Here is a 12,985-nt window from a genome sequence, read left to right on the forward strand (position 1 = left end):
GGGCACCGAATATCACGCAGCCTCCCGAACGCCATGACCTCCAACCCACACGTCATCCACCGAATCCCGAACAAAGCTGAACAGGTCTCGGCCTCCAGCTGATGTCGCCGCCACGGGCGCATCCCCCAAGGTGACGAGGAAGGCCGGGTCAAAGGTCAGGACGCGCCCGCCAATTTCGTCCTGCAGAACATGCAACGTGATCGCGGGACATCCAATTGCACCTGTGGGCCGACTCACGTTCGCATTGCCAATCAGCCGCATGCGAAACACATTTGTGCCAGTGGCGAGGTTGAGGGCGACCGCGCCGAGGACATCCCCCAGGTCCGTGATGCCGACGGACTGGGTTCGGCTGAAGGTGTTTGCTGTCGAAAGCCCGGCCTTCGTCTGCTCCAGGGTATCCACGGCGGCCTGAAGGGCCGCAACAGCGGCACTGTGCGCGGCGCCCGTGACGTATCCCGTCAAAATCTGTGTCAAATCGGCCGCGGACACCTTCCCTCCAATGAGGGTCAGCAGGTCGGAGATGATCTCTGGGTTTCCCAGGAGCGCGGCAGCCAGTTCCTCGACGGTATCCAGCACAGCAGGGCTGGTGCCCACCAGGCGGTCGATTGCGGCAGCGATTGCAGCGTCTCGATCCTGAGTGATCTTGGCGACCAGCGACTGGTGGGCTGAGCTGCTCCCGTCGTGAGACGCAAGCGCACCAGACGCGTCGCCATCTGCCCCATGGAGCGATTGCAACCACTCCGATTCAGTCCCCTCAAAACCATTCGCCAAGGCCGCAGCATAGGCGCTCTGCCCGGCGGGCCCTTGAGGTCCTGGGGGACCTTGAATTCCGTCCTCGCCAAGGCTTTGCACCTGGTTGCCATCTGCGTCGATCAACCGGCCATCCGCCGTGACGCCAAGGACCGCCACCACTCCGGCGGCAACCTGAGCGCTTGTGGCGTGGGGTGTGGTTTTGTGGTTGTCGAATTGTTCCGATGACACTGCATAGATGGCCTCGCGCAGAGCGTCACGCTCCTCCATTGACGCTGCGACGTAGGCGCGGCGCTTGACAATCTTCAGGTCCTTGGCCATCAGTTTCTCGCGATGATGCTGGGGGCCGAATACACGTCAACGGCCCGGTAAAGGGTTGCGATCCCGACTTCCCGCTCCGCCTTGCGAAGCAGGGCCACGAGTAGGAGGAATCGAGCCGCGAGGAGGGAGCGCAAGCTGCCGCGGGTTTGGAGCAGGTCTGCGCCACTGGCGTCATCGCCGTTGATCTGGACAAGCACACGGCTGGTGAGCCAACGCCCGGCAGCTGGTGTCAGGGCCAGTCCGGAGGGGTAGGCTTTGGCGGCGTCGTGCCAGAGCTGGGCGCACTCCCACATGTCAGGCCAGAGCATCTGCAGGTACTGGGTGAGCATGTGCAGGCCACGGCGGGGGTTTCGCGCCTTCCACTGCCGGTAGAGCTGCCGGGTGTACGCCTCTTCGGCCCCCGGCCGGTCAAACGCCAGGCCGTCGGCCGTGATCGCCTGCCTCAGCACGCTCATGTGTGCTCTGTGCGGGATGGCCTGAGACTCCACCGCGGTCAGGGACGGGCGGATCATGGCGGAGAAGACCTCGCTGAAGATGGCCTTGAGGGCTTCCTCTCGGGCGTCTGCGGCGTGACTCTCGCGCAAGGGCCCGAGCGCAGGGGGGATCTCCTGGGCGGGCGTCAGGGGGGATGGCTCAAACTCGGTCATTGGGTCCAAAGCCCCGAGCTATCCGACACGCGGGAGACCGTGACGGTGATGCTGGCATCCGCGACATATCGCCAGTCTTCGGGCAAGACGGCGCCGTAGGCCCCCACGGACACGGAGTAGTCGCTGACGGTGTCCTTCAGCGCCGCGATGTTGGCCCCCAGGAGCGCATAGGCATCCCGCTGGCGCCAGGGCGCCTTGGCCAGGCCCTGGGAGGCATTGGCCGTGCCCTTGCCGTAGTGCTGCAGCAGCAGAGACCGGATCTGCGTTTCTACATCCGCGGGGTCGAAGATGGCGGGGACGGCTGCCGTCACCGTTACGGGGATCTGGCACTCGCGTGGCTCAACATGGCTGACCTGATAGCTGTCATCTGCCCGCCCAACAATCGCGGCCACCTGGGCATTCGTTGCCGCCGCGGACTGCCCAGACACGGAAGCTGCCACAAACAGTCGGTTGATGTTGCTGGGGCTGGCTCCCCGCGCCTGTTCCTCAACCTGCTCATTCCAGACGGCCAGGAACTGCAGGTTCCCGCCCAGGTGCCGACGCAGGTAGTAGTCCCATTGCCCGCGGTAGACGGGGTTGTCGTCGTGCACACCGGGATACGCCGCCATCACCCGCAGTTGGGCGATGGTCGGAGGGTTGGCCCCGGTGTCGACCACATCGGCGAGCGTGAAGTCCAGGTATCCATCAGCTGAGGACGACAGGTAGTCCAGCGCGAACGCTGCGCCGTCCGCAAGGTCGCCAACGGCACCAAGGCACTCCGTGACGGTGACGGTCAAGACCTCGCCGGGAATCGGGCTGTAGCCAGTGATTCCTGTGGCACCGAACCGGACGACTACCCGGCGGTACTCGTCAACTTCGACGGCGAAGACTCGCTCCCCCTCCTCCACCCCGTGAAAGCCAGGGACGTACCGATACGTGTTGCCGGCGGCATCGGCGATGGACAGCCCAACCAGGAATGCGTCGTCTGCGCTCTCAGGCACGATCACTTCCGCGAACGGGGCGACAGACGAGACCGAGTGCGAGAACGTCCGCGAGGTGGTTTGCCGGAGGGTCAGTTGCACAGTGCCGCCCTGGGCAACAGTGGCGCCCCCCTCAAGCGCGTAGGTCCGACCCTTGGGATCCGAGAACCCGCGGCCGGTGGCCAGGGTCACGGCCGATGGCCCCGAGTTGGTGGCGATGATCTCGACCCGAGCCGGCTTGGCCAGTGGCAGGACGCCCCGCAGGGCGGCGTCAGCCAGCACTGTCCCGTCACGGGCCTTCGTCGCCCACTCGGTCTCCGCGATGGACACCTGAGCAGAGATCATGGCCAGCATGGCCGCCATGGCGTCCAGCGAAGCCAGGAAGGTGGGGTCTTTGGCCGCCAGCGCAGCTTTGGCAGCCGGATAGTTGGCAGCAGCTGCGGCGATGGCCGCATCAAAGTCAGCCTTGAGATACACGGACGGAGCCCCCAGCGTCGATGTAGGCCTGCACCTCTGCCGCACTGACCTGGAGGGTCAAGGCCAGGTTGTCGGGGCCTGTCGACTCACCCAGGATCTGAACCGCGGCCGCGGGCATCATCCCGACAATGGGCACGTCCTCCCGCAGCTTTTGCTCCATGACTGTCCCGGCACCCGAGGCCAATGGGCGCATGAGCAAGGCCGGCGCGTCGAAGCCGTAGGGGCTACCGAGGTAGCCCCAGGCTGGGGTGCTGACCCAATGGGCCACCATTGCGGCAGTCCGTGCGGGCGATGCGGGCGAATCAAACATGACGAGATGGTCGGCCCCCGCTGGGGACGACCTGCCGCCAACTTACCGACCCCTCCGCTCCTCCTCCTCGGCAGCTATGGATCGTCTGAGCAGGGAGACACTGGCGTGCAGCCGCTCGACATACCGGTTCAGCGCGACCGCCAGGACCAGAGTGGGCAAGGCCAGCGACAGGCTTGCAGCGGTGTGCACAGCGCAAAGGACTACCGCCCCGGCGCAAGCCGCTGCGGCTGCCGCATCAGTCACGACTGCCCTGATCATGCTCCGACCAGCTCCGCCAGGTGAGCCATCACGTCCGCAGCAGGATCCGTCGTGAGTGATGCACCAATCACTGGCGCGGCGGGAGATGGCGACAAGCGAGCCGCCGGCTCGCGGGGGATGTAGACGACCTTTTCGAGGAAGGCGAACGACATGACGTCGATCATGTCCGGGCTCTTGATCCCGTCTCGGGCCATGTCCTCTTTCGAGGCCATCTTGTACTTCAGGCCGCCGTGCTCGACAAAGTGGTACGGCAGGTTTGAGCCCTGCTTGGTGATCTTGTTGCGGTGCACCGGCGGCAGGGCCGCAGTGACGCTGACCCGCCCTTGCCTGACCGCATCCCGGAACCGAACTTGCGCGCAAGCTCTTTGGTTGTAGTATCGATCCCGGAACTCCTTGCGAAAGCAAGGCTCTCCCCAGTTGATGCGGGTCACGCTGAATCCTGAGCGCTCGACCAGTTTGATCACCGAATGCCCGATACCGCCCGCATCGGTGTAGGCGAGGATGTCGCTGGCGCCGCGCAAGATCTCCACGATGTCGCCGCTTAGGTCCACTTCATCCCGGGTGTTGCTGACTACCGGGAACGCGAAGAACTCCACTCGACGGGCATCCTGGCCTTGGTCCTCGCTGCCGATGATCTTGGCCATCACCAGGACGCTGTCGTCTCGGTACTCGCCGGCCGCCACATCCACCAGAAGGACCACACCATACGGCTCGTCTTCGCCGATGATCTTGCGACCTGCCAGGATGGTCTGAACCTCCTCGCGAGTGAGGAGGATGTTGCTGGTGTCCGAAGCAAACAGCCCGCGAACCCGGACCTTGTACTCGACAGTGTCGCGCCCGCCGCACTCGAATGCGCGATCTTTGAGCCACTGGTCAGTGACGAAGGGCGAGCGCTCGGACGAGAACCGGAGAGGCAACCATGTTCCTCCGGCCTCCCGGCTCAATTCGTGGTGCGAGTCGTAGAAGCGCCCGGCGCTGCGGACGCCTTGGGACGCCATCAGCGTCCGGTTGCCCGCCTGGGTTTGGGTGCCGTCGATCACGTCGAAGTGCTCGTCTGGCACACCCGCGGCCTCGTCCACGATGATGAGCTGCCAGTACCGGTGCTTGCCGGCAATGCCGACGGCCTGGCCCGCCTGCATGGCCACCTGCCCGATGAACCACTGATCCGCGTATCCGTTGACCCGGACCCGGGTCTTGCTGATGGTGTAGTAGGCGTTGATCCAGGCGTGCGGCCCCTGAGCGATGGCCATTCGCCGGTCGCCCAGCTCCTTCCAGACACCGTCGGCAACTTGCTGGATGCGAGGTGCGCCGATGTAGGTGTTGGACCCCACCTCCACCTTGCCGTCGTAGTAGGCGTAGGGGTGGCATAACAGACTCCAGAGGGCGATGACCGCGAAGCACGCGGTCTTGCCGGTGCCTGTGCCGGACACCACGGAGACCTTCACCGCTGGGTCCACCATGGACTGCAGAAGATCTGTCTGATCCTCAGACGGGACCATGCCGCAGACCTCCACCGCAAAAGCCAGCGGGTCCGCGTGATAGCGCTCAATGAACGGCCGATAGCGCCGGTCTCGGAGTAGGTCTTTCTTCGCCACGGCGCCAAATGTGCCGGCGGAAAAGCTCGCTTTGGTGCGGACTTACCGGATTTGCCGGCGTTTCCGGTTGGCTATCTATTCAAAAAGCAGACGATTTGCACATACAGATTATTCACATAATCAGTGCATCAACGGCCTGGGGAGCATCAAGCCAGACCGCCGGAGACGGCCCTTGCGGAAGGGCGTCCCTCATGATCTCGTCCTCAAAGGCCCAACCCTCCCACAGCCCAGGCGCGCGCAGCCAGACTGCGGCCACCCACTGCCCGTCGTGCGCAACCAGGACGGACCGACCATCCCGAGGCGCGCTCTCGATGGCTCTGACGCTGGGTAAGGCGGCTGCCCGAAGAAACGCCACCGCCTGGTCGACCCACTGGCCGACGGCCTTCGGGTCCGGCTGTTCTGCGCCTTCGCCGCGGCGCCACCGATTGAAGGCCTCCAGGTTGTCGGCCAGGGCCTTCAGGTCGGCGGTCACTTGTCGTCCTCGCTCATCATCGGCATGCGGCCCTCACACTCCTTGAGCGCCTGCCGCAGCACGGCCAGCGAGTAGGCCCGGCGGGTCGCCCGCCAGACGGCATTCACCCCCTGCTGGAGCACGAAGGCCATGAGCAGCAAGCCAAGCCCGAGGGAAAGGCCATGCCCGATGGCCAGGGCCAGCCAAGTGGGGAGAAAGGAATTCATGTCCATGTTCACACCTCCTTGAAGGAGCCGCCCCGCAAGAGTGCACGCTCCATGTCCATACCCTGCCGGCATCGCGCAGCCCTCGGAAGAACCACGGAAGCCGCGCGCTCGGCATCAAACACGGGGGACCCGATGAATGCCCCGATGGCCCTGGCCGATTCCGTAGGCGATGCCAGCAGCCTTTCAAAGCTGAGCACCAGCACTGGCCGGCCGCCAATCACACGCATGGCCTTGCGCCGCTCTTCCGGGAGGCTCCGCTCGAGCTTGCGCCGGCCTTCCCGGTCAATCACAGTCCCCGTCATCAAGCACAGGAACTTGGCCGTGGACTTCGCTTGCTCCCGCACATCCCGGTCCAGCCAGATCACGCGGCAGTCGTCAGGGAGCCCGACGCGATGCGGGTCCAAGACCTTGACCGCACGCCCTGCGCAGGCGCCCAGGAATTCAGGCGACATGGGCAAGGCAGCCCGGTCTTCCTCGAAGTCTGGGAAACTGCCGACGCACGGGATGCCGCCAGCGAACAGCATTTGCATGGCCAGACTTGAGCCGCACCGGCCAAGCCCGCTCACGACGACGGAGGCTCCGCTCACCACGCGACCCCCTCAGCCCGAGCTGCGCTCATTCCTGACCTCCCCAGCTCTCCCGGACCCACGGTTGCGAACCGTGCGCGCCGATGGCGTCCCACTGCCGCCACTTCTTGCGCTGTCATGCAACGCCAACAGCCGCCCGCGCCGCCTTCTGTTCTTCCCTCGTGGCAAGCCTGCGCCCAAGGCCGGAGCTGACAAGCATCGGCTCCTTTTCGCGCCAGCCGGAAACGTCGCGCTCAAAGAACAAGCGCGGCTTGTTGCAATTCCAGGATGCCATGCAGCGGCGCTGCTCGGAATCAACCTCAACGATCCGCACGGGCCAAACAGCAACAGTGCTCATCGTGGTGTTGCCCATCTTGTGCCGGCCAACGCTATAGACAGTCATGCCGGGCTTCAGCTTCTCGAATTTCATGCTCACTCCATCTGTGCCGCGCTTTTCACCAGGCGCTGCATAACACGTCGTTGCAGCGGGACCTCATCCGGCAAGCCGGCCTCAGCCCCTGAACTCTGCGTTGTGCGTCACGCGGCAACTCGCTGCGCCGTGCGTGCCAGCACCCAGGCCCACAGCGAGCCCCCCGCGATCTTTGCCACGAACTGCAGCGCCACGATTTGTGGCATCAACGCACCAAAGGCCAGCGTCGGGAAGATCAGCGAGTCCACCGCCGCGCCCGCCACGTTTGAGCCGTTGGCCCGGAACAACCACGAACCGCGCAGCCGGGCGAAGGTGGCCCAATCAACCAGCGCCGCAGCCGTGAACGCGGCTGAGCTGGCGACCGCGATCTTCCCGGCCGCCGGATTCAGCGGGTAGGTCAGCGCGCCGGCCGCAACGATCAGCGCGAACATCTGCCACGCCTTCAGCCGAACGTGCAGCCAGTCGCGCAGCGCCAGGTCCATCCCGATCAGCACGAAGGCATTGATGGGCGAGACTGCCGGCCCCCAGGTGGCGACGGAAAGGTTCGCCAGCGTCATCGCGGCGGCGTAGATCACGATTGCGAAAGTCAGCACAGGGCCTCCTGAATTGGCCGCTCCGTCCACAGAGTCGGCGGGTTGGTTGAATCAATGCGGTGGGCCATACAGTCGGCGCACTTGCCGTAGTCCTTGAAGTTCCGCGCCACGTTCACGCTGTCAGCGCTGGCCAGCGGCCACGGGCCAGAAGACTGGCCAAGCATCCGCAGGCCGTGAACCCACGGCAGCGGGCCGCGCTTGGCCAGCGCGTTGAATGCCTCGTCCATGCGCCGGCACCATGCGTCGGTGCCGATCTGCCAGAACTGCGCAGTCGATCCAAAGCACACGCGCTCCCACTCGTCGCACAGCTCCAGCAAGTAGTCAACCGGCAAGCCCATGTGCCACACAGGCAGGCCCAGGCTGCGCCTAAACGGCCATGTCTTGACCATCGCGCGCTGTTGCTCCACGGTGCCGTCTATTGCGTCGGGCACAACTGCCCAATGTGGATGCGCCAGGTGCGGCTCGATCCATTCGTAGAAGCCGGGCAAGTCGAACGGGATGCCGCGCGTGTGCACGCTGAATGCCCCGTTGTCCAGCATCACAGACTGGCCGATTCGCAGGCACACGTCCAAGTCGCGCGGTTCGGCTGCGCTCACGCAAAAGCACTTGCCGCCCATCTTCAGGAGCTGTGCTCGTGGCGTCAGTGGTGTGCCGTGATAGTGGATCATTTCGCTTCGGTTAGGGCCGCACAACAGGTCGCTCAAACGGACGGCCCTGGTGGGCCGCCGTTTAGCTTTGCGATAGCCGATCCCCCGGGGGTTGCGGCCGGCTGCGCGCCAGTCGTCGCCTCACCACGCAGCGCCAGGAACATCGCATAGGCCGCAACGTCCAGCGGATCGCCCTTCGCCGCGTGCTCATGCAACTGGCGGTTGATGTCAGCGGCGGGCCACGCCGGATCGTCCCAGCCGCTTCGGCCCTTGGCGCGGGCCTTGGCCAGTTTGGCCTTGAGCATCCCGGCGAAGCGGTCCACGGCCAAATTGTCGGGATGCGGAGCCGGAGAGCTGACACCGAGCGCAGCGTCAATGGCAACGTCCAGTTCTTCGGGAAAAGGTGCTGACGCGCGCCCGTTACCCTCGCCAACAAGGATGGACGAGAAGCCGCCAAGATCGAACTCTTCATCCTCGGCTCGACTGGCAGTCTGGTTTTGACGGATGAACAAATACCGCCGCGCATTGGCCTTGAGGTCAAGGCAGTAGCCCCGATGCTGGCAGCCGTTGAACGGGCTTGCGATGTTGTCGTCACCGGGCCAGCGCTCATCTTGCTTCACCACCGGCTGCGCAGCCAGGGATACCAAAGCCGCGTACCACCCCCGCTTCATGTCGCCCACACAGCCCGCCGGCTGGGTCTCTCTCAGCCAATCGTCAAACGTCATCATTGACACCCCACCAGTAGCCCCACGGCCGCGCAGACGGCCACCAGGGCGAACATGTACAGAGCCGCGGCGCCGCGGTTGGCGGCGTCTTGCGCAGTCACGCCTTGGCGACCTTGCCCCGCTTCGCCACCCGGCACAGGGCGTTCACACGGGGCCAGTACAGCTTGAGCTTGGCCTTGTCGGTCTTGCCGGACTTCACGGCGACGATGTAGCTCTCGTGGTCCCGGGGCGAGCCGGCGCCGGTGATCTGGAACCCATCGGGGATGGCTCCTCGGACGGGGACCACTGCCACCACCTCGCCAAACTTTTGCTTCGTGCTGCCCTGGGCCTGGCTGGACCAAGAGACCGAATCGCCGACTTTGAAACTCATGACTGACTCCTGAAAGAAACAGGGCCTCAGTCTCCGGCGAGACTGGCGCCAACCCCGCGCCGATACCCCAGAGCAGTCAGAGGGCGCTCGACGTGTCATCCAGGCTCGCAGACTCCCGGGCCACTCTTGCCGCGGTCGCAAAGCCAATCTCCAGGGCCTCACGCTGGCTCAGGAACGCAAGGGACTGGTCATAGACCGCAAGTAGGTCCTCCAGCGCCTCAAGGCCGCAGGAGTCGAACGTCAAGCCTCCACCAGTTCGGCACGACTCCGACGCCAGCGCAAGGCAGCGAAAGGCGCGAGTCATGTGCTCGTCCGTCTCTGCCCGCTGGAGATTCCCGGCCTGTTCCATGGTGCGGATGTGCTGCACCAGGTCAGCCAAAACACGCCAGTCTTCCACCGCGGCGCACCCCGCCCGGGCTCGGGCGAGACTTGCTGCCATGACCCCGACCACCTCCAGGCGCTTGCTATCAGGCACCAACTCATCGTCCGGGGACTGCTCCAAGAGCTTCGTCCGGACTGATTCAATCCGCGCCTTTGCGTTCATCGCCGTCGCCTGAGCCACTAGGCGCTGCAGGGGGCTCGGCTTGCTCGGCACAAACGGCCGTCGTGCGCGCTTCGCCATCAATCGCCATCCATCCCGGACGCCGCGCGACGAGACCGAACCTGTTCGGCGGTCTCTCTGGACTTGGCCATTGCGGCGCCGAAGGTGGCCCCCAACGCTGCAGCAGAGGCCACATCAGTGGCATCAGGTTCTTGGTCCCGATCCTTGAACGCGCCGATGATCCGACCCATGTTGGCCCAGTGGGCATCTTGATCTGCGGTCTTCATCTCCAGCCCATCTTTACCGACACGCAGCCCACGGAAGAGCTTACGGGCCGACCCTTTGAGCGCCCGGGTATCAGCAAAGAACGGCTGCACCTCCCCTTCCCCTCGGCACTCCAGACACTCCGGATTCGGGTCCTGCTTGGGGTTGTACCAAGCGACCGGCTCCTCAAACTCCGGCATCACATCCTTGCCGGACTTGGCCAGCAGTTCAGCCCGCCGGGCCTCATGCTCCTGCCGGGCCGCCGTGACCTCGCTGGGCTTCATCAGCGGCTTGGTAGGGTCCGGCGAATGGCAGTAGCGACAGCAGACCCGCCGCATTTGCATCAACTCCTGGGGGTCCGCCGTAGCCATCGCCATGGTTTCCCGGGCGTACTCTTCAATCGAAATCCCCAAATGCTTGGCCAGGGCCGCCTCGTGGGCCTGGATTACCGCCTTGACCTTAGGGTCCGATAGCAAGCGGAATGCGGTGACGCTGGCCCCATTCGGACTGAACCCGGCCTTGATCGCGGACTGCAGGCCATTGCGGTCGACGAGGTAGTGAAGGATGAAGGTTCTCCAGCGGGCGAACTTCGATCCGGACAGGGCAGCATCCCATCCGGGCTCAAGCCCGACAGGAAGCCTTTCCCCGCTCGCGTCAATGGCGGAAGGCAGTTCGACCGATGGGGGCTTGCGCAAAGGCTTTCGCTGTTTCTTGCCTTTGGTCTTGCTCGGTGGCTTGTCGGTAGGTTTGGATTTGGTCTTGGGCGATGGCTTGTCGAAAGGCTTGGAGGAAGCCTTGTCGGTTGGCTTACTTGCGCTCATTGCGGCTCCTTATGGGTGACGAGCAGGCTCGCTGCGGCAGCGGTCAGGCCGGACAGCAGGTCGGGAGCTGCGCGGCTGGTGCGGTGGGCCAGGGCGCGGTGCGCTCGATCACGGCGAGCGACGATGACCCTGGCCAGTTCTGAGGCCGCCTCACTCTTGAGGATGACGGTCGCGAGACCCTTGGCCTGGTCGTCAAGGTCTGGGTTGAGGCGGCGCATCGTGGCGATGGCCCGATCAAGTTCCAGGGTGGCGGCGCTCAGGCGCATGGTCTCAGCGATGTCCACGCCCATCGTCCGGACTGCAGCGACGTTGGTTGAGACCATGGCCTTCGCCAGTTCGCCCAGCTGGGAGGTGACATAGGAGGCGATCTGGCGCTGGGCGCTTGCTGCGGGGTCCTTGTCGGAGTCTTCGGCGAGGCCGAAAAGGTAGTCCAGCGTGGTGCCGTACAGGCGAGCGAGCTTCACCATCTTGTCCGCCCCGAGAAGGCGCGAGCCGGACTCTGCAATGCAGAGCTGGACAGCGGTCTTGTAGCCTACGGCTGTGGCTGCTTCGATCTGCTGCATTCCGGCGATCTCGCGAGCTGCGACCAGGCGCTCTCCGACGAGCTTGGTGAGCTCTCGCATCTGTTGCTCGGACGCCAGGCGGCGAGCCTTGTTCTGCATGCCAGCGTCAATGGGGTGATCAGGCTGCATTTTTCGGGCCCAACGTGGTTGATGGGCGCGGATTATTTGGAAATCTTGCCTGGGGTATTAAGGCTAAAGTTCAGCGGTTACCGGACAAGAGCGGCGCAGCATGAGCGAGTTGAAGTTTTTCGAGCACAACGGCGTGATGGTGACGAACGCCCGGCTGGTTGTGGACGGCCAAACCTACGCGATGGCGAACATCACCTCTGTCAGGGTGAGCGTCGTCAAGCCGAACCGTGTGCCCCCCATCGCTGTGGGCGCTCTGGGCCTGCCCGGCCTGTACGCGCCTCACCTTGAAATGACCGTCCTGTTCGTGCTGCTGGCTGCGGTGATCTGGCGGCTGCAGAAGACCTGGTACACGGTGGCGATGACGACGAACTCAGGCGAGGTCAATGCAATCAGGAGCCATCAGCGGGCGTTTGCCGAGGCCGTTGTCGGTGCGCTCAACAAAGCAATCGTCTCGCGAGGGTAGCCATCTGGCCATGGGAGCCCAGCCGGCCATGCGCCAGAGGCGAGGATTTCCAGCGCCGTCTCAATGCCCCATGTGACCTCAAGTGCCCGGCGCTCCTGCCTGGAGTAGAGAGCGTGCTGATCAAACAGGCCGTGACAGCCGACCACCAGTGCGCCACCGAGGCCGGGGTGCACCGTGCACAAGGGAAAGCAGAGGTTGTCGTCCGCCTTCATGCCCGCCCCTTTTCCGGTGTTCGGGTGCGCGGCCTGGCTGTACCCATGGACACCGCAGCGCTTGCACGGCATAGCGGCCACCAGGCGCCGGTAGCCTTCGTGCCTCACGGCTATCCGCTTGGGGTCCGGCGATGCGGCATCTTGGAGATCATGAGCCGTCGCCATCCTGGCCCGGGCAGTCATCAACGCTGGACTCGAAAGCGGCGTGGGAACCTTCCGAATCCGCGCCGCAGCCATCGCAGCAGGCTTCGCCCTCAGTGGCGTCTTGCGCTGCAGGGCCGTTCTCTTCATCCGGGAATCCTTCCTCGTCATCATCGAACACGACACCCAGGTCCGTGACGGCGTAGGCCTGGACTTGCAGCAGGTAGTCCGCGCGCTCTGAGCTGGTCAGCTTGGCCGTGCTACGTCGGGTGCGCCGCACCTTGCCGCCGGCCACCGTCTGGAACTCCCATCCCAAGAACACCTCGGCAAAGTGGATGTGCCACGCTTCGGGCGTGTAACGCGCGCCAGACACGCGGGCCTGCTCCGAGATCTGAGCCAGGATCACGCCCCAGTAGTACCGCAGGGCCGGCAGGCTCCACCCTGCTGGGGACTCCTCGACGGAGATCAAGGGCCGGCCTCCGCGCTGCAGCATTTGCTGGGCGACGGCCTCAACACGCTTGGCTG

The 12,985-nt window shown here is 64.7% G+C and carries 18 protein-coding genes; 1 reads left to right on the top strand and 17 read right to left on the bottom strand.

The genetic code is table 11. The features are described 5' to 3' along the window. Positions 1 to 12: 12 nt before the first annotated feature. The 16 genes from G3A44_RS00840 to G3A44_RS00915 all read right to left on the bottom strand — a co-directional run bounded on the left by G3A44_RS00840 (position 13) and on the right by G3A44_RS00915 (position 11,614). Entirely contained in the window at positions 13 to 1,071 is a 1,059-nt protein-coding gene (locus tag G3A44_RS00840; RefSeq protein WP_163455588.1) for a hypothetical protein, read from the bottom strand. Further along, a complete protein-coding gene (locus tag G3A44_RS00845; protein ID WP_163455589.1) occupies positions 1,071 to 1,655 on the bottom strand; it encodes a hypothetical protein in 585 nt (194 codons plus the stop codon). The genes G3A44_RS00840 and G3A44_RS00845 overlap by 1 nt, the downstream gene beginning before the upstream one ends. A 59-nt stretch (positions 1,656 to 1,714) precedes the next feature. After that, positions 1,715 to 3,154, bottom strand: coding sequence for a hypothetical protein (locus G3A44_RS00850; RefSeq protein ID WP_163455590.1), 1,440 nt, complete (start codon positions 3,152 to 3,154; stop codon positions 1,715 to 1,717). Next, positions 3,138 to 3,464 (bottom strand): hypothetical protein, encoded by a 327-nt coding sequence (locus tag G3A44_RS00855; RefSeq protein ID WP_163455591.1) that lies wholly within the window; start codon positions 3,462 to 3,464, stop codon positions 3,138 to 3,140. The genes G3A44_RS00850 and G3A44_RS00855 overlap by 17 nt, the downstream gene beginning before the upstream one ends. Before the next feature lie 254 nt (positions 3,465 to 3,718). After that, entirely contained in the window at positions 3,719 to 5,317 is a 1,599-nt protein-coding gene (locus tag G3A44_RS00860) for a hypothetical protein (protein WP_163455592.1), read from the bottom strand. A 112-nt stretch (positions 5,318 to 5,429) separates the two neighbouring features. Further along, positions 5,430 to 5,789 carry a hypothetical protein gene (locus G3A44_RS00865; RefSeq protein WP_163455593.1) on the bottom strand — a complete coding sequence of 120 codons (360 nt, stop codon included), beginning with the start codon at positions 5,787 to 5,789 and terminating at the stop codon, positions 5,430 to 5,432. Then, complete coding sequence (locus G3A44_RS00870; protein ID WP_163455594.1) at positions 5,786 to 6,001, bottom strand: hypothetical protein; 216 nt, start codon at positions 5,999 to 6,001, stop codon at positions 5,786 to 5,788. Before G3A44_RS00870 ends, G3A44_RS00865 begins: the two co-directional genes overlap by 4 nt. A gap of 2 nt (positions 6,002 to 6,003) precedes the next feature. Further along, the gene (locus G3A44_RS00875; protein ID WP_163455595.1) at positions 6,004 to 6,525 is read right to left on the bottom strand and encodes a hypothetical protein; all 522 of its coding nucleotides are present in this window, start codon (positions 6,523 to 6,525) and stop codon (positions 6,004 to 6,006) included. A gap of 172 nt (positions 6,526 to 6,697) precedes the next feature. Further along, positions 6,698 to 6,991: a hypothetical protein gene (locus G3A44_RS00880; RefSeq protein WP_163455596.1), complete on the bottom strand. Its 294-nt coding sequence runs from the start codon at positions 6,989 to 6,991 to the stop codon at positions 6,698 to 6,700. 107 nt (positions 6,992 to 7,098) lie between these two features. Further along, positions 7,099 to 7,584, bottom strand: a complete 486-nt coding sequence (locus G3A44_RS00885; protein ID WP_310734300.1) for a VUT family protein — start codon at positions 7,582 to 7,584, stop codon at positions 7,099 to 7,101. After that, the gene (locus G3A44_RS00890; protein ID WP_163455597.1) at positions 7,578 to 8,252 is read right to left on the bottom strand and encodes a hypothetical protein; all 675 of its coding nucleotides are present in this window, start codon (positions 8,250 to 8,252) and stop codon (positions 7,578 to 7,580) included. Before G3A44_RS00890 ends, G3A44_RS00885 begins: the two co-directional genes overlap by 7 nt. 32 nt (positions 8,253 to 8,284) lie before the next feature. Next, on the bottom strand, positions 8,285 to 8,959 hold the full coding sequence (locus G3A44_RS00895) for a hypothetical protein (RefSeq protein ID WP_163455436.1): 675 nt from the start codon (positions 8,957 to 8,959) through the stop codon (positions 8,285 to 8,287). Positions 8,960 to 9,053: 94 nt separating this feature from the next. Then, positions 9,054 to 9,326 carry a hypothetical protein gene (locus tag G3A44_RS00900; protein WP_163455598.1) on the bottom strand — a complete coding sequence of 91 codons (273 nt, stop codon included), beginning with the start codon at positions 9,324 to 9,326 and terminating at the stop codon, positions 9,054 to 9,056. Between the two features lie 76 nt (positions 9,327 to 9,402). Next, the gene (locus G3A44_RS00905; RefSeq protein WP_163455599.1) at positions 9,403 to 9,870 is read right to left on the bottom strand and encodes a hypothetical protein; all 468 of its coding nucleotides are present in this window, start codon (positions 9,868 to 9,870) and stop codon (positions 9,403 to 9,405) included. Between the two features lie 77 nt (positions 9,871 to 9,947). Further along, entirely contained in the window at positions 9,948 to 10,952 is a 1,005-nt protein-coding gene (locus tag G3A44_RS00910; protein WP_163455600.1) for a terminase small subunit, read from the bottom strand. Continuing rightward, positions 10,949 to 11,614, bottom strand: a complete 666-nt coding sequence (locus tag G3A44_RS00915; RefSeq protein WP_163455601.1) for a helix-turn-helix domain-containing protein — start codon at positions 11,612 to 11,614, stop codon at positions 10,949 to 10,951. The genes G3A44_RS00910 and G3A44_RS00915 overlap by 4 nt, the downstream gene beginning before the upstream one ends. 130 nt (positions 11,615 to 11,744) lie before the next feature. Between G3A44_RS00915 and G3A44_RS00920 the strand changes: the two genes are divergently transcribed. Then, positions 11,745 to 12,107, top strand: a complete 363-nt coding sequence (locus G3A44_RS00920) for a DUF6232 family protein (protein WP_163455602.1) — start codon at positions 11,745 to 11,747, stop codon at positions 12,105 to 12,107. Positions 12,108 to 12,467: 360 nt separating this feature from the next. Here G3A44_RS00920 and G3A44_RS00925 read toward each other — a convergent pair whose 3' ends face one another. Then, the gene (locus G3A44_RS00925; RefSeq protein WP_163455603.1) at positions 12,468 to 12,929 is read right to left on the bottom strand and encodes a hypothetical protein; all 462 of its coding nucleotides are present in this window, start codon (positions 12,927 to 12,929) and stop codon (positions 12,468 to 12,470) included. Positions 12,930 to 12,985 lie beyond the last annotated feature (56 nt).

The sequence above is a fragment of the Ideonella livida genome, from assembly GCF_010499455.1.
Classification (GTDB): domain Bacteria; phylum Pseudomonadota; class Gammaproteobacteria; order Burkholderiales; family Burkholderiaceae_C; genus Ideonella; species Ideonella livida.

Excerpts from the sequence above, each read along its gene's own strand:
- G3A44_RS00840 (WP_163455588.1), bottom strand. The coding sequence starts at position 1,071 with ATGGCCAAGGACCTGAAGATTGTCAAGCGCCGCGCCTACGTCGCAGCG.
- G3A44_RS00855 (WP_163455591.1), bottom strand. The coding sequence starts at position 3,464 with ATGTTTGATTCGCCCGCATCGCCCGCACGGACTGCCGCAATGGTGGCC.
- G3A44_RS00870 (WP_163455594.1), bottom strand. The coding sequence starts at position 6,001 with ATGGACATGAATTCCTTTCTCCCCACTTGGCTGGCCCTGGCCATCGGG.
- G3A44_RS00875 (WP_163455595.1), bottom strand. The coding sequence starts at position 6,525 with ATGCAAATGCTGTTCGCTGGCGGCATCCCGTGCGTCGGCAGTTTCCCA.
- G3A44_RS00880 (WP_163455596.1), bottom strand. The coding sequence starts at position 6,991 with ATGAAATTCGAGAAGCTGAAGCCCGGCATGACTGTCTATAGCGTTGGC.
- G3A44_RS00890 (WP_163455597.1), bottom strand. The coding sequence starts at position 8,252 with ATGATCCACTATCACGGCACACCACTGACGCCACGAGCACAGCTCCTG.
- G3A44_RS00895 (WP_163455436.1), bottom strand. The coding sequence starts at position 8,959 with ATGATGACGTTTGACGATTGGCTGAGAGAGACCCAGCCGGCGGGCTGT.
- G3A44_RS00900 (WP_163455598.1), bottom strand. The coding sequence starts at position 9,326 with ATGAGTTTCAAAGTCGGCGATTCGGTCTCTTGGTCCAGCCAGGCCCAG.
- G3A44_RS00905 (WP_163455599.1), bottom strand. The coding sequence starts at position 9,870 with ATGAACGCAAAGGCGCGGATTGAATCAGTCCGGACGAAGCTCTTGGAG.
- G3A44_RS00910 (WP_163455600.1), bottom strand. The coding sequence starts at position 10,952 with ATGAGCGCAAGTAAGCCAACCGACAAGGCTTCCTCCAAGCCTTTCGAC.
- G3A44_RS00915 (WP_163455601.1), bottom strand. The coding sequence starts at position 11,614 with ATGCAGAACAAGGCTCGCCGCCTGGCGTCCGAGCAACAGATGCGAGAG.
- G3A44_RS00920 (WP_163455602.1), top strand. The coding sequence starts at position 11,745 with ATGAGCGAGTTGAAGTTTTTCGAGCACAACGGCGTGATGGTGACGAAC.